Here is a 21,985-nt window from a genome sequence, read left to right as displayed (position 1 = left end):
GCGGAACGGGGCGCAAGGCGCGGGGCCGCGACATGGGGGCACAAAAAAGCCCCGCGCCGGTGTTGGCGGGCGGGGACGGGACGCGCGTATAGTGGATGATTCCGTGCGAGGGCATAGCAAAGCCGCGTACGGAATCAACAGGCACACGTTATCGCGTCGGGAGTGGAATTGTCAATCGGGGAGACCGAGGCGCTGCGGGACGAGCAGCGGTTCGTCAGCGGGCTCTACGACCGGCTCGACCTCCTGCGGGAACGGGCCGAGGCCGCCGTGCGCGACGCGCTGAAGAACGCCGGGAACGGGCGGCAGGCGCGGATCGAGCGGGACATCGTCGTCGCCGAGCAGTCGGGGCTGCTCGCCGCGTACAACGCCGGTGACCAGGGCCTGTGCTTCGGGCGGCTCGTGTTCCGGGACGGGCGCGACCACCACATCGGGCGCATCGGCATCCGCGAGGACGACGCCGAGCGCACCCCGCTCGTCATCGACTGGCGCGCCGAGGTGGCCCGCCCGTTCTACCTGGCGACCGGCCACACCCCCATGGGTCTCAGCCGGCGCCGCCACCTCACCACCGAGGGCCGCGAGGTCACCGCCCTGCACGACGAGATCCTCGACCTGGGCGACCCGACGCGCAGCGGCCACGAGGGCCACAACGCCGACGACGTGCTGCTCGCCGCGCTCGACGCCGCCCGCACCGGCCGGATGACGGACATCGTGCGGACCGTCCAGGCCGAGCAGGACCGCGTCATCCGCGCCCCGCACCACGGCGTCCTCGTCGTGGAGGGCGGCCCCGGCACGGGCAAGACCGCCGTCGCCCTGCACCGCGCCGCCTATCTGCTGTACGCGCAGCGGGAGTTGCTGGCCCGCCGCGCGGTGCTCGTCGTGGGACCCAACGCCGCCTTCCTGCGGTACATCGGGGAGGTCCTGCCCAGCCTCGGCGAGACGGGCGTGCTGCTCGCCACCGTCGGCGAGCTGTTCCCCGGCGTCCACGCCACCGGGACCGACACGCCTGAGGCCGCCGAGATCAAGGGGCGCGCCGCCATGGCCGACGTGCTGGCCGCCTGCGTCCGGGACCAGCAGACCGTGCCGCCCACCGGTGAGCCCCTGGAGATCGACCACGAGGACTACGGCACGCTGCTCCTGGACCGGGACACGGCCGAGGACGCCCGCTGGGACGCCCGCTCCACCGGCCTCCCGCACAACCTGGCCCGCCCCCGCTTCGCCACCCGGGTCGTCGACGCGCTCACCGCCCAGCTCGCGGACCGGCTCGGCGCCGACCCGTACGGCGGCCCGAACCTCCTCGACGCCTCCGACATCGCCCAGATCGGCAAGGAGGTCGCGGCCAGCGACGAGGTGCACGCCGCCATCGACGAGCTGTGGCCCGTGCTCACCCCGCAGCGCCTGGTCGAAGGGTTCCTGGAGGACCCGTACGGCTATCTCCCGGACGGCGAGGCCGAGTTCGTACGCCGCGACCCCGGCGCCCCCTGGACCCCCGCCGACGTGCCGCTCCTCGACGAGGCGGCGGAGCTGCTCGGCGAGGACGACTCGGCCGCCCGCGCCGCCGCCGCCCGCGAGCGCGCCCGCCGCGTCGCCTACGCGCAGGGCGTCCTCGACGTGTCCTACGCCTCGCGGACGTACGAGTTCGAGGACGAGGAGTCCGAAGTGCTCGCCGCGCACGACGTCATCGACGCCGAGCGGTTCGCCGAGCGGCACGAGGAGGACGACCACCGCACGGCCGCCGAGCGCGCCGCGGCCGACCGCACCTGGGCGTTCGGGCACATCATCGTGGACGAGGCGCAGGAGCTGTCCGCGATGGCGTGGCGGCTGCTGATGCGCCGCATCCCCACCCGGTCCATGACGCTCGTCGGGGACCCCGCGCAGACCGGCGACGCGGCGGGCTGCGGCTCCTGGCGGGAGATCCTCGCCCCGTACGTCGGGGACCGCTACGAGCACGTCACGCTCGGCGTCAACTACCGCACCCCCGCCGAGATCATGGAGGTAGCGGCCCGGCTGCGACGCGCCGAGGATCCGGACTTCCGGCCGCCCCGCTCGGTGCGCTCCACCGGCGTACCGCCCTGGGAGACCGTCACGGACGACCTGCCGGGCGCCGTCGCGCAGGCCGTCGCCCGCGAGACCCGCGACGAGGGGCGGCTCGCCGTGATCGCTCCCGCCGCCCACCTGCCCGCCCTCGCCGCCGCGCTCCCCGGAGCGGGCCGCGGCCCCAACCCGGACCTGACCCGGCCCGTCGTCCTCCTCGACCCGCGGGAGGCGAAGGGCCTGGAGTTCGACACGGTGATCGTCGCCGACCCCGACGGCATCCGCGCCGCCGGGCCGCACGGCGTCAACGACCTGTACGTGGCGCTGACCCGCGCGACCCAGCGGCTGGGCACCGTAAGGCTCAGCCGGCCGGCCTGAACCAGACCGTCGCCAGCGGCGGCAGCGTCATGCGGACGCCGTCGGGCTCGCGCTTCAGCGGGCCCTCGTTCCGCACGCCACTGCCGCCGTACCGGGCGGCGTCCGTGTTGAGGACCTCCGACCAGGCCGGGACGGACTCCGGGGCCCACAGCCGGTAGTCGTGCCGGACCACGGGCGAGAAGTTGCTCACCGCCAGCAGCGGGGACCCCTGCGCGTCGTACCGCAGGAACGCGAACACGTTGTCGTCGGCGGCGTCGCCCAGCGCCCACTGGAAGCCCTCCGGGACCGTGTCCCGCTCCCACAGCGCGGGCGTCGCCGCGTACACGGCGTTCAGGTCGCGCACCAGGTCCCGCACGCCCCGGTGGTCGCCCGCCGAGTGGTAGTCGTCGGCCAGCAGCCACCACTCGGGCCCGTGCGCCTCCGACCACTCGGCGCCCTGCGCGAACTCCTGGCCCATGAACAGCAGTTGCTTGCCCGGATGGGCCCACATGAAGCCCAGGTACGCCCGGTGGTTGGCGCGCCGCTGCCACCAGTCGCCCGGCATCTTCGACACGAGCGCCTGCTTGCCGTGCACCACCTCGTCGTGCGAGATCGGCAGCACGTAGTTCTCGCTGTACGCGTACACCATCGAGAACGTCATCTCGTTGTGGTGGTACTTGCGGTGCACCGGCTCCTTGGAGACGTACACGAGCGAGTCGTGCATCCAGCCCATGTTCCACTTCAGCCCGAAGCCGAGCCCGCCCTGGTCGGTGGGGCGGGTCACGCCCTCCCACGCCGTGGACTCCTCCGCGATCGTCACCACGCCGGGGCAGCGCCGGTACACGGTCGCGTTCATCTCCTGCATGAAGCGGACCGCGTCGAAGTTCTCCCGGCCGCCGTACTCGTTGGGCGCCCACTCGCCGTACTCGCGGGAGTAGTCCAGGTACAGCATCGAGGCGACCGCGTCCACGCGCAGCCCGTCGATGTGGAACTCCTGGCACCAGTAGACGGCGTTCGCCACCAGGAAGTTGCGCACCTCCGTGCGGCCGTAGTCGAACTCCAGCGTCCCCCAGTCGGGGTGCTCGGCGCGGCGCGGGTCCGGGTGCTCGTACAGCGGCGTCCCGTCGAACCGGGCCAGCGCCCAGTCGTCCTTCGGGAAGTGCGCGGGCACCCAGTCCACGAGGACGCCGATGCCCGCCTGGTGCAGCCGGTCCACCAGGTACTTGAAGTCGTCGGGCGTGCCGAGCCGGGCCGTCGGCGCGTAGTACGAGGTGACCTGGTAGCCCCACGACGGGCTGTACGGGTGCTCGGCGACCGGCATCAGCTCCACGTGCGTGAACCCGAGGTCCTTCACGTACGCCGGGAGCACATCGGCCAGCTCCCGGTACGACAGCCCCGGCCGCCAGGACGGCAGGTGCACCTCGTACACGGAGAAGGGGGCCTCGTGCACCGGGCGCTCGCCCCGGCGGGCCATCCACTCGGCGTCCCGCCACTCGTGGTGCGAGGCCGTGACGACGGACGCGGTCTCGGGCGGGCACTGGGTGCGCCGCGCCATCGGGTCGGCGCGCAGCGAGTGGTGCCCGTCCGGCCCGACCACCTCGAACTTGTACAGCGTGCCCTCGTCGATGCCGGGCACGAACAGCTCCCACACGCCGCTCGCGCCCAGCGACCGCATCGGCAGGCCGGTGCCGTCCCAGAACGTCCAGTCCCCGGCGAGCCGCACCCCGCGCGCGTTCGGCGCCCACACGGTGAAGCGCGTCCCGGACACGCCCTGGTGGGTCATCACCCGCGCGCCGAGCGCCGTCCACAGCTCCTCGTGGCGGCCCTCCCGGATCAGGTGCAGGTCCAGCTCGCCCAGCGCGGGCAGGAACCGGTACGGGTCGTGGACCTCCAGCTCCGCCTCCTCGTACGAGACGAGCAGCCGGTACCCGTCGGGCACGCCCGGCAGCGGCAGGACGCCGGAGAACAGGCCGTCGCCGTCGTCGTGCAGCGCGTGCCGCGACCCGTCGGGCAGGACCACGGCGACCGCCAGGGCATGCGGGCGCAGCGCCCGGAACGCCACCCCGTCCGGCACCGGGTGGACGCCCAGCAGCCCGTGCGGGTCGTGGTGCTCCCCGGCGAGCAGCCGCGCCCGGTCGGCGCCCTGGAGCGGATGTGCCGGTACCCCGTCGGCGGCTCCGTCCCGGGGGCGGGGCGGACGCTTGGCGGCGGGCTTCGCGGGGGCGGCGCCGGACGCGGCCCCGGCCGGGGCCTTGGCGGCGGCCTTGGTCACGGCCTTGTCGGCGGCCTCGGCATTCGCGGCGGGGGCCCCGGCCGCGGCCTTCGGCGCTCCGGTCGCTCCGGACACGGCTTCCGGCGCCTCGGGGGCCTTCGTCTCGGGGGCCTCCAGAGTGGTGACGACCGGCTGCGCGGTCCTCGTCGTGGGCGGCTTGCGGGTCGGACGGCGGGGGGTCACGGGGAGACTCCTCCTCGGAGGGGTGAGTGGGGTGAGGTGGTACGGGTGAGGAGACAGAGGAAGGTGAGGCCCGGTCAGGACCGCCGGTCGGGGGAGAAGCGGGTACGCCCGGTGAGCGCCCGCCCGGCGGCCGGCGGCAGCGGGTCGGCGCCCGGCGGCGAGGCCAGGCGCTGGATCGCGGCCATCGGCACGCGCAGCCAGTCGGGGCGGTGCCGGGCCTCGTAGACGACCTCGTACACCGCCTTGTCCGTCTCGTACGCCCGCAGCAGCGCCGCCTCGGCGCGCGGGTCGCGGCCGGACGCCTCCGCGTACCCGGAGCAGTACGCGTCCCGGCAGCGCTCCGCCCACTCCGGGTGCCACGGGCGGTGCGAGTGGGCCGCGTAGTCGAAGGAGCGCAGTATCCCGGCGACGTCCCGCACCGGCGGCTGCGGGCGGCGGCGCTCGGCGAGCGGCTTCGTGGGCTCCCCCTCGAAGTCGATCACCGACCACTCACCGTCCGCGCTGCGCAGCGCCTGCCCCAGGTGCAGGTCGCCGTGGACCCGCTGGGCGCGCCAGGTGCTGCCGCTCTCGGCGAGCGCGGCGACCGTCTCGAACGCGGCGCGCAGCCCGGGGACGTACGGCATGAGCGCGGGCACCGCCTGGGTGGCGGCGTCCAGGCGGCGGCTCATCGCGACCGCCAGCTCCCGCGCCTGCCGCCGGGCGAGCCGCACCGTGGGCAGCGCCTCCGCCAGGGCCGTGTGGACCTCGGCGGTGGCCCGGCCCAGCGCGTGCGCCTCGGGGACGAAGTCCCGCCCGGCGGCCAGCGCGTCGAGCGCGAGCTGCCAGCCGTCCTGCGAGCCGCGCAGGAACGGCTGGAGGACGCCCAGCGTGGCGCCGTCCGGGCCCGCCCCCGCCTCGTACCAGGCGACGGGCGCGGGCACCCGGGCGCACCCGGCGCGGGCGAGGGCGAGCGGCAGCTCCAGGTCCGGGTTGGCACCTGGATGGATGCGGCGGAAGATCTTCAGGATGTACGCGTCGCCGTAGACGAGCGACGTGTTCGACTGCTCGGCGTCCAGCACGCGCGGGGGCAGCCCGTCGGGGATCGCCACCGTCCGGTGGAAGCTCAGCGGGCCGATCGCGCCGGGCGACCGCAGCCGCTCCAGGAGCAGCGCGGCGAGCCGCGGGTCCTGGAGCGCCTCGTACACCGTGCGTCCCACGAGCGGCCCCTGGGTGACGCGCCCGATCAGGGCGGGGGCGAGCCGGGGCGGGAGCGTGTCGCACACGCCGAGCAGCAGCTGGTAGCAGTCGCCGGGCGGGGCGGGCGTGGTGGCGAGGCCGGGCTGCTGGACGCGGACGAGCAGGTGCAGCAGTCCGGGCCCGGCGGCGCTGAGCGGCAGCAGTTCGGTGGCCGACACGAGGGAGAAGCCGGTGACCGGCTTCCCCTTCCCGGCGAACCACCGTCTGCGCGGCAGCCATTCGTGGAGCAGCGGCGCCAGTGACGGCAGCAGGGCGACGGGTGCCCGGGCGGTGGATGCGGTCTCCGACATGGCAGCGCGTCCTTTCCCCGGGTACTACAGAATGCACGGAACGTGCAGAGTGTCCCGGAATGCGGCATGGGCTGTCCGGCTGTGCGGGACGTGTCGGGCGGGGATGGTCCTTATAGACCCGAATCGACGTATGAGGGGGACAGTGCCCAGGGCGGAGCGAGGGAAACGCCCCGCCCGGACGTAGGGGCTGTGGGGGTGCCAAACGCGCCGTCAGAGGTCCGCGGCGGCCGCGCCGGAGGGTCCGTCGGCGGTCGCGGAGCCGGTTCCCGACGCGCGCCCGGCGGTTCCGGAGCCGGGCCCGGGGGTTCCGGAGCCGGGCCCGGGGGTTCCGGGGACAGGGCCGGACGCGGGTCCGGCGGCGGGCCGCGCGGGGGTCTGCGCGGCCGCGGGGGCGGAGGCGGCCGCGGGGGTGTGCGCGGCGGTCGGGGCGGTGCGCTTGGCGGACGACGCGGCCTTCGCGGGGAGCACCGTGTCCTTGCGCAGCCGGAACCAGTAGAAGCCGTGCCCGGCGAGGGTGAGCAGGTAGGGCCACTCGCCGATGGCGGGGAACCGGACCCCGCCGATGAGCTCCACCGGGTGGAGCCCGTTGAACTGCCGCAGGTCCAGCTCGGTCGGCTGCGGGAAGCGCGAGAAGTTGTGCACGCACATCACCAGGTCGTCGCCGTACTCGCGGAGGAAGGCGAGGACGGCCGGGTTCGACGACGGCAGTTCGGTGTACGAGCCGAGCCCGAAGGCCGGGTTCTGCTTGCGGATCTCGATCATCCGGCGGGTCCAGTGCAGCAGCGACGACGGCGACGCCATCGACGCCTCCACGTTCGTCACCTGGTAGCCGTAGACCGGGTCCATGATGGTCGGCAGGTACAGCCGGCCCGGGTCGCAGGAGGAGAAGCCCGCGTTCCGGTCGGGAGTCCACTGCATCGGGGTGCGCACCGCGTCCCGGTCGCCCAGCCAGATGTTGTCGCCCATGCCGATCTCGTCGCCGTAGTACAGGATCGGCGAGCCGGGCAGGGACAGCAGCAGCGCGGTGAACAGCTCGATCTGGTTGCGGTCGTTGTCGAGCAGCGGTGCCAGACGGCGGCGGATGCCGATGTTGGCGCGCATCCGCGGGTCCTTGGCGTACTCCGCGTACATGTAGTCGCGCTCCTCGTCGGTGACCATCTCCAGGGTCAGCTCGTCGTGGTTGCGCAGGAAGATGCCCCACTGGCAGTTCGCCGGGATCGCCGGGGTCTTGGCCAGGATTTCGGAGACCGGGTAGCGGGACTCGCGGCGCACGGCCATGAAGATCCGCGGCATCACCGGGAAGTGGAACGCCATGTGGCACTCGTCGCCGCCCCCGGCGAAGTCGCCGAAGTAGTCGACCACGTCCTCAGGCCACTGGTTCGCCTCGGCGAGCAGCACCGTGTCCGGGTAGGCGGCGTCGATCTCCTTGCGGACCCGCTTCAGGAAGGCGTGGGTCGCCGGGAGGTTCTCGCAGTTGGTGCCCTCCTCCTGGTAGAGGTACGGCACGGCGTCGAGGCGGAAGCCGTCGATGCCCAGGTCCAGCCAGAACCGCAGCGCCGACAGGATCTCCTGCCGCACGGCGGGGTTCTCGTAGTTGAGGTCCGGCTGGTGCGAGAAGAACCGGTGCCAGTAGTACTGCTTGCGCACCGGGTCGAAGGTCCAGTTGGACGTCTCGGTGTCCACGAAGATGATCCGGGCGTCCTGGTACTGCTTGTCGTCGTCGGCCCAGACGTAGTAGTCGCCGTACGGGCCGTCCGGGTTGGCGCGGGACTCCTGGAACCACGGGTGCTGGTCGCTGGTGTGGTTCATGACGAAGTCGATGATCACCCGCATGCCGCGCTGGTGCGCGGCGTCCACGAACTCGACGAAGTCCGCCAGGTCACCGAACTCCGGCAGCACCGACGTGTAGTCCGACACGTCGTAACCGCCGTCGCGGAGCGGGGACTTGAAGAAGGGCGGCAGCCAGAGGCAGTCCACCCCCAGCCACTGCAGATAGTCCAGCTTGGCCGTGAGACCCCTCAGGTCGCCGATGCCGTCGCCGTTGCTGTCCTGGAAGGAGCGGACCAGCACCTCGTAGAACACGGCCCGTTTGAACCAGTCGGGGTCCCGGTCCTTGGCGGGGGTGTCCTCGAACGTGTCGTGGACGGGCTCGTTCACGGTCATGATGTGGGTGACCCTCCGATCGGGGGAGACGGTCGCAGGACGGAACTGTGCTGATCAGAGGGGCAGCCCCCCGATCCCCGGCACACCACCAGCACGTGCGCGGGTCTGACACCCGGCTCCAGGCGCACATAGTTGGTCCTGCCCCAGTGATATGTCTCACCGGTGAGCTCGTCGCGCACCGGTACGGTCTCGTGCCAGTCCAGGCCGAGATCCGGCATGTTCAACGAAACCGTCGCCTCCTGGGTGTGGTGGGGGTCGAGGTTCACGACCACCAGAACCACGTTCGAACCCTGCCGCTTGCTGTACGCGATGACCGCGTCGTTGTCGGCGTGGTGGAAGCGGAGGTTCCGAAGTCGCCGCAGCGCCGGATGGCGGCGCCGCAGACGGTTGAGCGTGGTGATGAGCGGGGCGATGCTGCGGCCCTCCCGCTCGGCGGCCGCCCAGTCACGCGGCCGCAGCTGGTACTTCTCCGAGTCGAGGTACTCCTCGCCGCCCTCCCGCACCGGGGTGTTCTCGCACAGCTCGTACCCGGCGTACACCCCCCACGTCGGGGACAGCGTCGCCGCGAGCACCGCCCGCACCTCGAACGCCGGGCGCCCGCCGTGCTGGAGGTAGGCGGGCAGGATGTCGGGCGTGTTCACGAACAGGTTGGGCCGCATGGAGGCGGCCGACTCCGTGGACAGCTCCGTCAGGTACTCGGTGATCTCCTGCTTGGTGTTGCGCCAGGTGAAGTACGTGTACGACTGCTGGAAGCCGATCGCGCCGAGCGTGCGCATCATCGCGGGCCGGGTGAACGCCTCCGCCAGGAAGATCACGTCCGGGTCGGTGCGGTTGATGTTGGCGATGACCTTCTGCCAGAACACGACCGGCTTCGTGTGCGGGTTGTCCACCCGGAAGATCCGCACCCCGTGCGCCATCCAGTGCCGCAGCACCCGCACGGTCTCCCGGATGATGCCGCGCATGTCCTCGTCGAACGCGATGGGGTAGATGTCCTGGTACTTCTTCGGGGGGTTCTCCGCGTACGCGATGGAGCCGTCCGCCCGGTGCCGGAACCACGCCGGGCGCCTGCGCACCCACGGGTGGTCGGGGGAGCACTGGAGCGCGAAGTCCAGCGCCACCTCCATCCGCAGCTCCCGCGCCCGCGCCACGAACGCGTCGAAGTCCGCGAGCGTGCCCAGGTCCGGATGGACCGCGTCGTGGCCGCCCGCCGCCGAGCCGATCGCCCACGGCACGCCAGGGTCGTCGGGCCCGGCCGTCAGGGAGTTGTTCGGGCCCTTGCGGTGCGTCGTGCCGATCGGGTGGATCGGCGGCAGGTACACCACGTCGAAGCCCATCGCGGCGATGGCCGGAAGCCGCTCGGCCGCCGTGCGGAACGTCCCCGACACGAGCCGGCCGTCCTCGTCGGTGTACGCGCCCTCCGAGCGCGGGAACATCTCGTACCACGACCCGTACAGCGCCCGCTCCCGCTCCACCAGCAGCGGCAGCGGCTTCGACGCGGTGACCAGCTCCCGCAGCGGGTGGCGGCCCAGCGCCTCCCGCACCTCCACGGACAGCGCGGCGGCCAGCCGGTCGGCGGGGGAGCGGCGCACGTCCCGCAGCGCGTCCACCGCCGCCAGGACGACCTCGCGGCCCTCGTCCTTCGGCACGCCGTCGGCGGCCCGCTCGTGCAGGGCGGCGCCCTCGGCGAGGACCAGCTCCGTGTCGATACCGGCCGGGATCTTGATACCGGCCTCGTGGCGCCAGGTGGCCACCGGGTCGCTCCACGCCTCCACGTGGTACGACCACAGCCCCTCGCAGACCGGGGTGACCTCGGCGCCCCACCGGTCCGTGCCGGGCGCCAGCTCCCGCATCGGGGTGAACGGCCCGGGCCGCCCCGACGGGTCGGTCAGCACCACATCGGCGGCCACCGCGTCATGGCCCTCCCGGAAGACCGTGGCCGACACCTGGAAGGTCTCACCGGCCACCGCCTTCGCGGGGCGTCTGCCGCAATCGACGACGGGGGAGACGTCCAGGACGGGGATACGACCAATCAGCGCGTTCACAGCATCACCTGAGGGTTGCTTACGGGGTATCGCTCTTTGTAACGGCTCCGTTGCGGCATGGCGCGACGCAGGCATCACCGCTCCTCTCCGGGTTCACTCGGGTGGGCGGGTACCGGTGGAGCCTTCCCACACCCGTCGGGTGGGCAATCCGGGGGTTTCCCGCCGTCCGGCGGACGGCGGCATCCGGCCGGGTGGCGGTGCGCCGGGCCCGTTCGGCTGAATTCCCGGGCCGGGGCAGGCCGGGAGTGTCGGGTGGGGCTCCTGTGGCGGATGTGCCGTAGGCCCGGGGGAGGCACAGGGGTTCGCCCTGCCGTGTGTGCCGGTCGCCGCAGGGGTGGCGCAGGGGTGTGCGCCGCGCCGCGACACGCCCGGAACAGGCCCGGAACACGCGTGCTCCCCCGAGTGCGCCCTTCGTGTCGCGCGCGCCGTGTGCCATGGCGGGGGGCGGCGCCGTGGCACTACCGTCGGGTCCGGACGGCGGACGCATACCGTGGTGCGTCCGCCACTGTACGTATCTCCCCTGCGAAGGTGGAACACGTGAAGGCCATCCGTCGATTCACCGTCCGCCCCGTCCTGCCCGACCCCCTGCGACCCCTCAGCGACCTCGCCCGCAATCTGCGCTGGTCCTGGCACACCGAGACCCGCGAGCTGTTCCAGGCCGTGGACCCCGAGGGGTGGCGCGCGGCCGACGGCGACCCCGTACGGCTCCTCGGCACCGTCTCCGCCGCGCGGCTCGGCGAACTCGCCAGGGACCGGAGGTTCCTGCGCCGCCTCGCCGCCGCCGCCGACGACCTCGACGACTACCTGCGCGGCCGCCGCTGGTACCAGAACCAGGCCACCGGCGACGACGACGCCGACGAGCTGCCCGCCGCCATCGCGTACTTCTCGCCCGAGTTCGGCGTCACCGCCGCCCTGCCGCAGTACTCCGGCGGCCTCGGCATCCTCGCCGGAGACCACCTCAAGGCCGCCAGCGACCTCGGCGTCCCGCTCATCGGCGTCGGCCTGCTCTACCGGCACGGCTACTTCCGCCAGTCGCTCTCCCGCGACGGCTGGCAGCAGGAGCACTACCCGCTCCTCGACCCGGCCGAGATGCCCCTGACCCTGCTGCGCCGCCCCGACGGCGGCCCCGTCCGGGTCGGTCTCGCGCTGCCCGGCGGGCGCTCCCTTCACGCCCACGTCTGGGTGGCGCAGGTCGGCCGCGTCCCGCTCCTCATGCTCGACTCGGACGTCGAGGAGAACGGGCCCGGCGAACGGAACGTCACCGACCGGCTGTACGGCGGCGGCAGCGAGCACCGGCTCCTCCAGGAGATGCTCCTGGGGATAGGAGGTGTCCGGGCCGTACGGGCGTACTGCGCCCTCACCGGCCACCCCGCCCCCGAGGTGTTCCACACCAACGAGGGCCACGCGGGCTTCCTCGGCCTGGAGCGCATCCGGGAGCTGACCGACCGGGGCACCGACTTCGACGCCGCCCTGGAGGCCGTGCGCGCCGGGACGGTGTTCACCACCCACACCCCCGTACCCGCCGGGATCGACCGCTTCGACCGGGACCTCGTCGCGCGCCACTTCGGGCCCGGCGCCGAGCTGCCCGGCGTGGACGTCGGCCGCGTCCTCCAGCTCGGCCGCGAGACGTACCAGGGCGGCGACCCGAACGTCTTCAACATGGCCGTCATGGGGCTGCGCCTCGCCCAGCGCGCCAACGGCGTCTCCACCCTGCACGGCGCCGTCAGCCGGTCGATGTTCGCCGGTCTGTGGCCCGGCTTCGACCCGGAGGAGGTGCCGATCACCTCCATCACCAACGGCGTCCACGCCCCCACCTGGGTGGCGCCCGAGGTGCTCAGGCTCGGCGCCCGGCAGGTCGGCACCCACCGCGCCGAGGACGCCCTCAGCGTCGGCGGCTCGCAGCGCTGGGACGCCGTCGCCGACATCGACGACGCCGCCGTCTGGGAGCTCCGCCGCGAGCTGCGCGAACAGCTCGTCCACGAGGTGCGGGCCCGGCTGCGCGCCTCCTGGCGGGAGCGCGGCGCGGGCTCGGCCGAGCTGGGCTGGATCGACCAGGTCCTCGACCCGGACGTCCTCACCATCGGCTTCGCCCGCCGCGTCCCCTCCTACAAGCGGCTCACGCTGATGCTCCGCGACCGGGACCGGCTGCGGGAGATGCTGCTCCACCCGACGCGGCCCGTGCAGATCGTCGTCGCGGGCAAGGCGCACCCGGCGGACGACGGCGGGAAGCGGCTGGTGCGGGAGATGGTCCGGTTCGCCGACGACCCGCGCGTCCGGCACCGCATCGTCTTCCTGCCGGACTACGGCATGGCGATGGCGAAGAAGCTGTACCCCGGCTGCGACGTGTGGCTGAACAACCCGCTGCGCCCGCTGGAGGCCTGCGGGACGAGCGGGATGAAGGCGGCGCTCAACGGCTGCCTCAACCTCTCCGTACGGGACGGCTGGTGGGACGAGTGGTTCGACCCGGACTTCGGCTGGGCCATCCCGACCGCCGACGGGCCGACCACCGACGAGGACCGGCGCGACGACCTGGAGGCGTCCGCCCTGTACGAGCTGATCGAGCAGCGGGTCGCGCCGCGCTTCTACGACCGGGGCGCGAACGGGCTGCCCGAGCGGTGGATCGAGATGGTCCGCCGCACCCTCACCTCGCTGGGGCCGAAGGTGCTGGCGGGGCGCATGGTGCGGGAGTACGTGGAGCGGCTGTACGCCCCGGCCGCGCGGGCGCACCGCGCCATGGACCCGGACGCGGCGCGGGAGCTGGCCGAGTGGAAGTCCCGGGTGCGCGCGGCCTGGCCGGGCGTGGCCGTCGACCACGTGGAGGTGGACGAGACCAGCGAGGTCGCCGAACTGGGCTCGACGCTCGCCCTGCGGGTCCGGGTCACCCTCGGCGACCTGACGCCGGAGGACGTGGAGGTGCAGGCGGTCGCGGGCCGGGTGGACAGCCGTGACGGGCTGGCCGACGCGCGGACGTTCCCGCTGAAGCCCGCGGGCGGCGGCAGCGGCCCGGACCAGCAGGGCCGGTGGGCGTACGAGGGGCCGCTGACCCTGGACCGCACGGGCCCCTTCGGGTACACCGTCCGGGTGCTGCCCGCGCACCGGCTCCTCGCGGCCGGGGCGGACCTGGGCCTGGTGGCCCTGCCGGCCGAGTCGGCGGCGGACGGCGCGGGCGTGCTGCTGCGCTGAGCGGGGCGGCCGGAGCCGTACGCGACCGGCGGGGCCGGGGCCGCCCGGGGGCCGTCGCCCCCTCCCCACGCGGGGGGCGACGGGCCCGGTCCAGCCTGCCGCCCCGCCCCGTGCCGGGGCATCGTCCTGCGGTCCCGGTCCGCATCGGCCACCGGACGGACCCGCACCGGTACCGGAGGAGGAGCCCGTTCATGGCGGAGGCCGCCGCCCCCGTTCCGGGGCGGCGGCCTCCTGGCCGTACGGGTGCGGTCCCTCCCGGCTTACGGGAAGGTCAGCTTGAAGCTGTTGATGTAGCCGGTGTCGTAGCGGGCCGTGTCCTGCACGCGGAGCTTCCACGTGCCGTTGGCGACCTCGCTGGACGCGTTGACGGTGTACGTCTCCTGGACGTTGTCCGCGGAGTCGCTGCCGCTGGCGCTCTTGAGCCGGTACGCGCTGCCGTCGGGGGCGATCAGGTCGACGACCAGGTCACCGCGCCAGGTGTGGACGATGTCCACGCCGACCTTGAGCGTGCTCGGCGCGTTGCCCGTGACGCCGGTGACACTGACGGACGAGGTGACGGCCGCGCCCGCGTCCGGGATGCTGACGTCGGTGTTGTTCTCGAAGACCTTGCCGCCGGGCTCGCCGGGGCCGCCGTCGCCGGGACGCGCGCCGACGTTGACGCCGGCCCAGGCGTTCTCGACGGCCAGCACCTCGGGGCTGCCCGCCCCGTACAGCTCGGTGGCGACGGCGACCGTACCGGCGCGGGCGCCCGCGTAGTTGGTGGTGCTGGTGAACTTGGTGGTGAGCGCCTTGAACCAGATCAGCGCGGCCTTGTCGCGGCCGATGCCGGTGACGGGCAGGCCGTCGGAGGTCGGCGAGTCGTAGCTGACGCCGTTGACCGTCTTGGCGCCGCTGCCCTCGGAGAGCAGGTAGAACCAGTGGTTCGCCGGGCCCGACGAGTAGTGCACGTCGACGCTGCCGATGCCCGAGTACCAGTAGTCCTTGGACGAGCCGTCCTTGCTCGGCTTGTCCATGTAGCGCAGCGGGGTGCCGTTGCCCCGGATGTCGATCTTCTCGCCGACCAGGTAGTCGCCCGGGTCCTTGGCGTTGTTGCCGTAGAACTCGACGGCGGCGGCGAAGATGTCGGACGTCGCCTCGTTCAGGCCGCCGGACTCGCCGCTGTAGACCAGCCGGGCGGTGACGGAGGTCAGGCCGTGGGTCATCTCGTGCGCGGCGACGTCGATGGACGTGAGCGGCTTGGCGTTGTTGGCGCCGTCGCCGTACGTCATGCAGAAGCAGCTGTCCTGCCAGAACGCGTTGACGTAGTTGTTGCCGTAGTGGACCCGCGAGTACGCGCCGACGCCGTCGCCCCGGATGCCGGAACGGCCGTGCACGTTCTTGAAGTAGTCCCAGGTCAGCGCGGCGCCGTAGTGGGCGTCGGCGCCCGCGGTCTCCAGGTTGGACGGGGTGCCGTCGCCCCAGGTGTCGTCGGCGCCGGAGAACAGCGTGCCGGTGCCGGAGGTGCCGCGGTTGAGGTTGTACGTCTTGTGGCTGCCGCGCGCCGTGTCGGTCAGCGTGTACGAACTGCCCGACTGGGCGGTGCCGAGCGTGACCTGGCCGCTGTACATCGTGTTGCCGGTGCCGTTGTGGACGGCCTGCCACTCGTACAGCTTCTCGCCGGTGGTGGCGTCGGTGACGACGTGCAGCTCGTTGGGCGTGCCGTCGTGCTGGAGGCCGCCGACGACGGTCTCGTACGCGAGGACGGGCTTGCCCTCGGCGAGCCAGACGACCTTGCGCGGGGCGCGCTCCGGCTCCGTGGCCTTCGAGCCCTCCGCGCGGGCGGCGGTGAGCGCCTGGCGCTCGGCCGTCACCGGGGCGACGTCGGCGGTCGTGTCGACGTTCTTCAGCTCCGCGCGGGACGCCTTGGCGACGCTCTCGGTGCGGCCGGAGGTGTTCTCGGTGACCAGGAGGTCGCCGCCGAGGACCGGCAGCCCGGCGTACGTCCGCTCGTAGCGCGTGTGGGTGGTTCCGTCGCGGTCCTGGACCACGTCGCGGACGACGAGCTTCTCCTGGGCGCCGAGGCCGAGTTCCTTCGCCTTCGCGGCCTTGCGGGCGTCGGCGGCGCGGATGAGCGCGGTGCGCTGGGCGGGCGAGAGGTCGGCGGGCAGGGCGCCCGGGTCGGCCTGGGCGGCGGCCTGGCTCCTGGGGGCCGGGATGCCCTGTCCGTCGGCGGCGGTGGCGGAACCGGTCTGGACCCCTACGGCGAGCATGGCGGCGGCGGCGATCAGAGCGCCGGTCGCGGTCGCGCGACGGGACGGCGTGGATCTCACGCGGAACTCCTTTGCGAGGGGGGTACCGGGGGCGGGGTGGGCCCACGGGCGGTGCAAACAGAGCTGGCGGAGCATGCTGCGAAGAACGGGGGAAGAGTGGCACCGCGCGGTGGCACATGTCAGGAGCGCGTCAAAAGATTGGCCGGAAATCGTCCGTTGCCCGAAATCCCGAGTCCGTTAACCGGACGTCAACGCGGTGTAAAGGCGGCCGCGCCGCCTCCGGGCGGCGGGAGAGGGCCGGGCGCGTTCCGCACCCGGCGCCCTTCACCCCGCTAACGCCCGCGCGTGGCCCGGGACTTCGGGTCCGTGGCCGCCCACGCGGTGCGTTCCGGTCCCAGTCGGCCGTCTCGTCGGCGAGCGATGTGGCGCGGGTCCGCTCCTCCCGCGCCGTCACCTCGGAGCGCACCTGGTCGAGATGGCCGAGCACCGCCGCCCCCCCGTCGTCCCCGGCCTTCGGCATGTCCGGCGCGGAACTTCGTCCCGCTGTACGCCGAGAACCCGGCGAGCGACATCGGCTCGCCCATGCCGCTCATCCGCACCACGGCTCCCGACCGCCGCTCGCGCAGGTGCGGAAGAACCGCCCGCACCAGCGCCGCCGGGCCGTCGAGGGCCAGCTGGTGAAGGCCCGTCCGCGTGGCGGGCGCGGGCGGTACGCGGCGCGCAGGGCGCGGTGAGGGAACCCGGGCGGGCGGTATCCGGTCCTCATGGGCGGCGTATGACACCGAGAGAGGGTTCCACCAGTGGCAGCAGTGAGCAGGCCGACCCCACCACGGCATCGCGGACCTGACGGGCCGGTGGACGGGCGGCCGTCCGCAGGGCGGGCGTTGGACGGGCGGGAGGGCAGCCGGTGAGTCCCTGGCCGTTCCGTACCGCCGTACCGCTGTGCGTGCTGCGCCCCGGCCGTGAGCCCCGGGTGGAACACGGGCACGACCCGGCGCTGTTCGTGGAGATCGGCTCGCTCACCAAGGTCCTCACCGGCACCGCCCTGGTCCGCATGGCCGCCGCCGGGCTCCTCGGCGTGGACGACCCGGTGGAGCGGTGGCTGCCGGACGCGCCCCCGAGCGGCATCACACTGCGGCACCTGATGGACCACACGTCCGGCCTGCCCCGGCTGCCCCCGGGCACCGGGCCGGGCCGCGACCCGTACGCCCCGTTCACCGCCGAGGCCCTCGCCGGGATGCTCCCCCGCCTCGACCGGCTCGCGGCCGGCGAGCCCGGGCGGCGCACGGAGTACTCGAACTTCGGGTACGCCGTGCTGGGCGCCGCCCTGGCCGCCGCGGCCGGGCGCCCGTACGGGGAACTGCTGCGGGCGCACGTCCTGGAACCGCTGGGCGTCGCCGACGAGGTGGCCGTCGCGCCGCCCGCCGACCGGACGCTGCGAGCGCGGGGCCGGTTCGGCCGGACGCGCGCCGGGTGGACGATGGACGGCGCGATCCTGCCCGCGGGCGGCCTGTGGGCGACGCCCCGCGCGCTGGCCTCGGTGGTGAGCGCACTGCTCGTGGAGCGGCGGTTCGGCGAACCCGCCTCCGCGTGGCAGCGCGCCGGCCGGCTGCTGTGGCACAACGGCGCCACCCGGCACGCCTCCGCCTTCGCCGGGGCGGACACCGGCAGCGGCGACTGGGTGCTGGCGCACCGGCTCGGCGGCCGCCCTGAGGACACCGACCGGCTCGGCGCGGCCCTGCTCACCGAAAACCGGTCGCCGGACCCCGCGGCCCCGTCCTACGGTTCCGGTGACACCCCGTGACCCCGCAGGAAGCAGTACGGCCATGAACCCGACCACCACCCTCTGGCGCCCCACCGGCCCCCAGGAGCTGGACCTGGTGCGCGAGGCGGAGTGGCGGGCCTGGCCGCCGCGCCTCCCCGAGCAGCCGATCTTCTACCCCGTGCTCAACGAGGACTACGCGATCCGCATCGCCCGCGACTGGAACGTGAAGCACAGCGGCGTCGGATACGTCACCCGGTTCGAGATCGACACGGCCTTCGTCTCCCGCTACCCCGTACGGCAGGCGGGCGGCGAGACGATCCTCGAACTGTGGGTCCCGGCCGAGGAGCTGGACGAGTTCAACGCCCACATCGTCGGCCGCATCGAGGTCGTCCACACGTTCCGCTGACGCGGCGGGCGCGGGCGCGGCCGGTGCCGCGCCCACCGCGTATCCCCCCTGGACCGCCCCGGCTCACCCCACCAGGCTCTCCCGCCACGCCCGGTGGAGACCGGCGAACCGGCCGTCCCCGGCGATCAGCCGCTCGGGCGGCCCGTCCTCCACGATCCGGCCGTGCTCCATCACCAGCACCCGGTCGGCGATCTCCACCGTGGACAGCCGGTGCGCGATCACCACCGCCGTACGGCCGTGCAGCACCGTGTCCATGGCCCGCTGCACCGCCCGCTCCCCGGGGATGTCCAGCGAACTGGTCGCCTCGTCCAGGATCAGCACCCCCGGGTCCGCGAGCAGCGCGCGGGCGAACGCCACCAGCTGTCGCTGGCCCGCCGAGATCCGCCCGCCGCGCTTGCGCACGTCCGTGTCGTACCCGTCGGGCAGCGCCGCGATGAAGTCATGGGCGCCGATCGCCTTCGCGGCGTGCTCGATCTCCTCGCGCGTCGCGTCCGGGCGGCCCACGGCGATGTTCTCCGCGACCGTCCCGGAGAACAGGAACGCCTCCTGCGTCACCATCACCACACCGCGCCGCAGCTCCGCCGTGGTCAGCTCCCGCAGGTCCACGCCGTCGAGGAGGACGCGCCCCCGGGACGGGTCGTAGAAGCGGGCCAGCAGCTTCGCCAGCGTGGACTTGCCCGCACCCGTCGAGCCGACCACCGCGACCGTCTGCCCGGCCGGGATCGTCAGGTCGAAGCGCGGCAGCACCTCGCCGCCCGTGCGGTACCCGAAGCTGACGCCCTCGAAGACGACCTCCCGGCCCGGCGCCCCCTCCGGCCGCGGCGGCAGCTCCCGCGCCTCCTTCGGGCCGGGCTCGGGCACGGTGGGCCGCTGCGCCAGCAGGCCTGCGATCTTCTCCAGGGACGCGGCGGCCGACTCGTACGCGTTGAGGAACATCCCCAGCCGGTCGATCGGGTCGTACAGCCGCCGCATGTACAGCACCGCCGCCGCCAGCACGCCCAGCGCCAGCGTGCCGTCCGCGACCCGGTAGGCGCCCCACAGCACCATGCCGGCGACGGCGGTGTTCGCGACCAGCCGGGAGCCCACCACATAGCGGGCCATCTCCAGGATCGCGTCGCCGTTGCGCCGCTCGTGGTGGTGGTTCAGCGCGCCGAACACCTCGTCGTTGGACCGCTCGCGGCGGAACGCCCGCACCGGCCGGATGCCGTTCATCGTCTCCGCGAACTTCACGATCACGGCCGCGATCGCCGTGGACCGTGCGCTGAACGCGGCCGACGCCCGCCGCCGGTACAGCTGCACCAGCAGGTACAGCGGCACGAACGAGGCCACCGCGACCGCGCCGATGCCCCAGTCCAGCCACAGCAGGATCAGCGAGATGCTGACGAACGACAGCACCACGTTGATCAGCTCCTGGAGCCCCTCGCTCAGCAGCTCCCGCAGCGACTCCACATCGGTCGTCGAACGCGAGATCAGCCGCCCCGACGTGTACCGCTCGTGGAAGTCCACGCTCAGCGCCTGCGCGTGGCGGAAGATCCGGCCCCGCAGGTCGAGCAGCACATCCTGGTTGACCCGCGCGGACGCGCCGATGAAGCCGTACTGGAACAGCCCGGCGCCCAGCGCGCACAGCCCGTACCCGACGGCCACCGCCACCACCGGCCCGTGGTCGCCCTGGCGCAGCGCCGGTACGGCACGGTCGATGGCGTACGCCACCAGCAGCGGGCCCGCCTGCACGGCCGCCTGCTGGAGGAGCAGCAGCAGCGCCGACAGCGCCACCCACGCCCGCCGGGGCGCCAGCAGCGACCGCAGCAGCGCCCCCGTCGCGCCCTTCGGTGTCGGCAGCGCGTCCCGGTCGAACGGGTCCCGCCCGTCCGGCTCCCCGGCGCCCTCCGGGGCTGCCTTGGCCTCCGGTGTGTGCCGGGGCGCGTCGCGCTCGTCCAGCGTCTGGTCCTGAGCCGTCATCGCTTCCCGTCCTCCGCGCCCGACATCAGCCACGCGTACTCGGCGCTGGTCCGCAGCAGCTCCTGGTGCGTCCCGACCGCCGCGATCCTGCCCTCCGACAGCAGCGCCACCCGGTCGGCGAGCAGCACCGTCGAGGGCCGGTGCGCCACCACCAGCGCGGTCGTGTCCCGCAGCACCTCCCGCAGGGCGGCCTCCACCAGCGCCTCCGTGTGCACGTCCAGCGCGGACAGCGGGTCGTCCAAAACGAGGAACCTGGGGTGGCCCGCCACAGCGCGCGCCAGCGCCAGCCGCTGCCGCTGACCGCCCGACAGGCTCAGGCCCTGCTCGCCCACCTCGGTCGCCGCCCCCTGCGGCAGGTCGGCCACGAAGCCGGCCTGCGCCACGTCCAGCGCCCGCCGCAGCTCCACGTCGCCCGCCTCCGGGCCCGCGCCCATCAGCACGTTGTCCCGGACGCTCGCCGAGAACAGCGTCGGCTCCTCGAACGCCACGGACACCAGCGACCGCAGCCGCTCCCTGGGCATCTCGGCGATGTCCTCGCCGTCCAGCAGGACGCGCCCCTCCGTCAGCTCGTACAGGCGCGGCACCAGCGCCGTCAGCGTCGTCTTGCCGGAGCCCGTCGCCCCCACCAGGGCCAGCGTCTCGCCCGGCCGGATGTGCAGGTCCACTCCGCGCAGCACCGGCGGCGAGCCCGGTGGCGCGTCCGGGTAGCGGAAGGTCACCCCCTCGAACACCACCCCGCCCGGCGCCTTCCGCCCCGGAGCCTCCCGCCCCGCGGCCACGGCGGCCGGGGCCCGGTCGGCGACCTCCTCCGGCTGGTCCATCACCTCGAAGTACCGCTCCGTCGCCGTCGCCGCCTCCTGGCTCATCGCCAGCAGGAAGCCGATGGACTCCACCGGCCACCGCAGCGCCAGCGCCGTCGAGAGGAACGCCACCAGCGTCCCCGCCGACAGGTCGCCGTCCGCCACCTGCACCGTGCCCAGCACCAGCGCCGCGCCGATCGCCAGCTCGGGGACGGTCGTGATGAACGCCCAGATCGCCGCCAGCAGCCGCGCCTTGCGCAGCTCCGTGCCGCGCAGCCGCTCGGCCAGCACCCGGAACGCGCGCGCCTGGCTGCGGTGCCGCCCGAAACCCTTCACGACCCGGATGCCGAGCACGCTCTCCTCGACCACCGTCGTCAGGTCGCCCACCTGGTCCTGCGCCTGGCGCGCCACCTTCGAGTACCGCGTCTCGAACAGCGAACAGCCCACGATCAACGGCACCACCGGCAGCAGCAGCACCAGCCCCAGCGACCAGTCCTGAGCCAGCAGCACCACGAAGCCCGCCAGCACCGTCACCCCGTTGACGAACAGGAACGTCAGCGGGAACACCAGGAACATCCGCAGCAGCGACAGGTCCGTCGTCCCGCGCGAGAGGAGCTGCCCCGACGCCCACCGGTCGTGGAACGCCACCGGCAGCCGCTGCAACCGCCGGTACAGATCCGCGCGCAGGGACGCCTCGACCGCCGTCATGGGCCGCGCCACCAGCCACCGCCGGAGCCCGAACAGCAGCGCCTCGGCCACCCCGAGCCCCAGTACGGCGAGCGCCCCCAGCCATACGCCGCCCGGGTCACCTGCGGCGACGGGACCGTCCACCATCCACTTCAGCACCAGCGGGATGACCAGGCTCAGACAGGACGCGACGACCGCGACGAACGCGGCCGTGCAGAACCGCACCCGCACCGGCCGCAGATACGGCCACAGCCGCAGCAGCGAGCGCACGACGGAGCGCTTGGGGGCGACGGGACGCGAGGGGGCGAGAGCGGAGGCAGACATCAGGACCGAGAGTAGGGTTCACCACTGACATCGCTCAC

General features: G+C 73.7%; 10 protein-coding genes and 2 pseudogenes. 4 read left to right on the top strand and 8 right to left on the bottom strand.

Translation table 11 applies throughout. From position 1 onward, the window contains the following. Positions 1-162: 162 nt before the first annotated feature. A complete protein-coding gene (locus J116_RS07475) occupies positions 163-2,409 on the top strand; it encodes a HelD family protein (protein WP_235617325.1) in 2,247 nt (748 codons plus the stop codon). Here the strand turns inward: J116_RS07475 and glgB are convergent. The 4 genes and pseudogenes from glgB to J116_RS07455 form a co-directional block, all read right to left on the bottom strand. Beyond that, entirely contained in the window at positions 2,393-4,843 is a 2,451-nt protein-coding gene (gene glgB / locus J116_RS07470; RefSeq protein ID WP_023586471.1) for a 1,4-alpha-glucan branching enzyme, read from the bottom strand. The genes J116_RS07475 and glgB overlap by 17 nt on opposite strands. Positions 4,844-4,917: 74 nt before the next feature. After that, on the bottom strand, positions 4,918-6,369 hold the full coding sequence (locus J116_RS07465) for a maltokinase N-terminal cap-like domain-containing protein (protein WP_023586470.1): 1,452 nt from the start codon (positions 6,367-6,369) through the stop codon (positions 4,918-4,920). 471 nt (positions 6,370-6,840) lie between these two features. After that, positions 6,841-8,532 (bottom strand): annotated as a pseudogene (gene treS / locus J116_RS07460) (maltose alpha-D-glucosyltransferase); the annotation flags it as partial. Next, positions 8,529-10,565 carry an alpha-1,4-glucan--maltose-1-phosphate maltosyltransferase gene (locus J116_RS07455; RefSeq protein ID WP_028963793.1) on the bottom strand — a complete coding sequence of 679 codons (2,037 nt, stop codon included), beginning with the start codon at positions 10,563-10,565 and terminating at the stop codon, positions 8,529-8,531. The pseudogene treS and the gene J116_RS07455, both read right to left, overlap by 4 nt. A 546-nt stretch (positions 10,566-11,111) precedes the next feature. Between J116_RS07455 and glgP the strand changes: the two genes are divergently transcribed. After that, the gene (gene glgP, locus J116_RS07450; RefSeq protein ID WP_023586467.1) at positions 11,112-13,757 is read left to right on the top strand and encodes an alpha-glucan family phosphorylase; all 2,646 of its coding nucleotides are present in this window, start codon (positions 11,112-11,114) and stop codon (positions 13,755-13,757) included. 260 nt (positions 13,758-14,017) lie between these two features. Here glgP and J116_RS07445 read toward each other — a convergent pair whose 3' ends face one another. Together J116_RS07445 and J116_RS30815 are read right to left on the bottom strand one after the other, a co-directional pair. Continuing rightward, entirely contained in the window at positions 14,018-16,066 is a 2,049-nt protein-coding gene (locus J116_RS07445) for a M4 family metallopeptidase (protein ID WP_023586466.1), read from the bottom strand. A gap of 449 nt (positions 16,067-16,515) precedes the next feature. Then, positions 16,516-16,668, bottom strand: a pseudogene (locus tag J116_RS30815) (short-chain dehydrogenase/reductase); the annotation flags it as partial. 245 nt (positions 16,669-16,913) lie between these two features. On the opposite strand from J116_RS30815, the gene J116_RS28375 reads away from it, so the two are divergent. Both J116_RS28375 and J116_RS07435 read left to right on the top strand, forming a co-directional pair. Next, positions 16,914-17,810, top strand: coding sequence for a serine hydrolase domain-containing protein (locus J116_RS28375; RefSeq protein WP_023586465.1), 897 nt, complete (start codon positions 16,914-16,916; stop codon positions 17,808-17,810). Positions 17,811-17,832: 22 nt separating this feature from the next. After that, complete coding sequence (locus J116_RS07435) at positions 17,833-18,177, top strand: hypothetical protein (RefSeq protein WP_023586464.1); 345 nt, start codon at positions 17,833-17,835, stop codon at positions 18,175-18,177. 63 nt (positions 18,178-18,240) lie between these two features. Here J116_RS07435 and J116_RS07430 read toward each other — a convergent pair whose 3' ends face one another. After that, positions 18,241-20,136 (bottom strand): ABC transporter ATP-binding protein, encoded by a 1,896-nt coding sequence (locus tag J116_RS07430; RefSeq protein ID WP_023586463.1) that lies wholly within the window; start codon positions 20,134-20,136, stop codon positions 18,241-18,243. After that, the gene (locus J116_RS07425; RefSeq protein ID WP_023586462.1) at positions 20,133-21,947 is read right to left on the bottom strand and encodes an ABC transporter ATP-binding protein; all 1,815 of its coding nucleotides are present in this window, start codon (positions 21,945-21,947) and stop codon (positions 20,133-20,135) included. Before J116_RS07425 ends, J116_RS07430 begins: the two co-directional genes overlap by 4 nt. Positions 21,948-21,985: the final 38 nt, after the last annotated feature.

Source organism: Streptomyces thermolilacinus SPC6 (genome assembly GCF_000478605.2).
Classification (GTDB): Bacteria; Actinomycetota; Actinomycetes; order Streptomycetales; family Streptomycetaceae; genus Streptomyces; species Streptomyces thermolilacinus.
Note: the sequence above shows the minus strand (reverse complement) of the source record. Positions and strands in the feature narration are given on the sequence as shown.

What these genes read in the sequence shown, in the direction of transcription:
- J116_RS07465 (WP_023586470.1), bottom strand. Translation starts at nt 6,369, where the DNA reads ATGTCGGAGACCGCATCCACCGCCCGGGCACCCGTCGCCCTGCTGCCG.
- J116_RS07435 (WP_023586464.1), top strand. Translation starts at nt 17,833, where the DNA reads ATGAACCCGACCACCACCCTCTGGCGCCCCACCGGCCCCCAGGAGCTG.
- J116_RS07430 (WP_023586463.1), bottom strand. Translation starts at nt 20,136, where the DNA reads ATGACGGCTCAGGACCAGACGCTGGACGAGCGCGACGCGCCCCGGCAC.
- J116_RS07425 (WP_023586462.1), bottom strand. Translation starts at nt 21,947, where the DNA reads ATGTCTGCCTCCGCTCTCGCCCCCTCGCGTCCCGTCGCCCCCAAGCGC.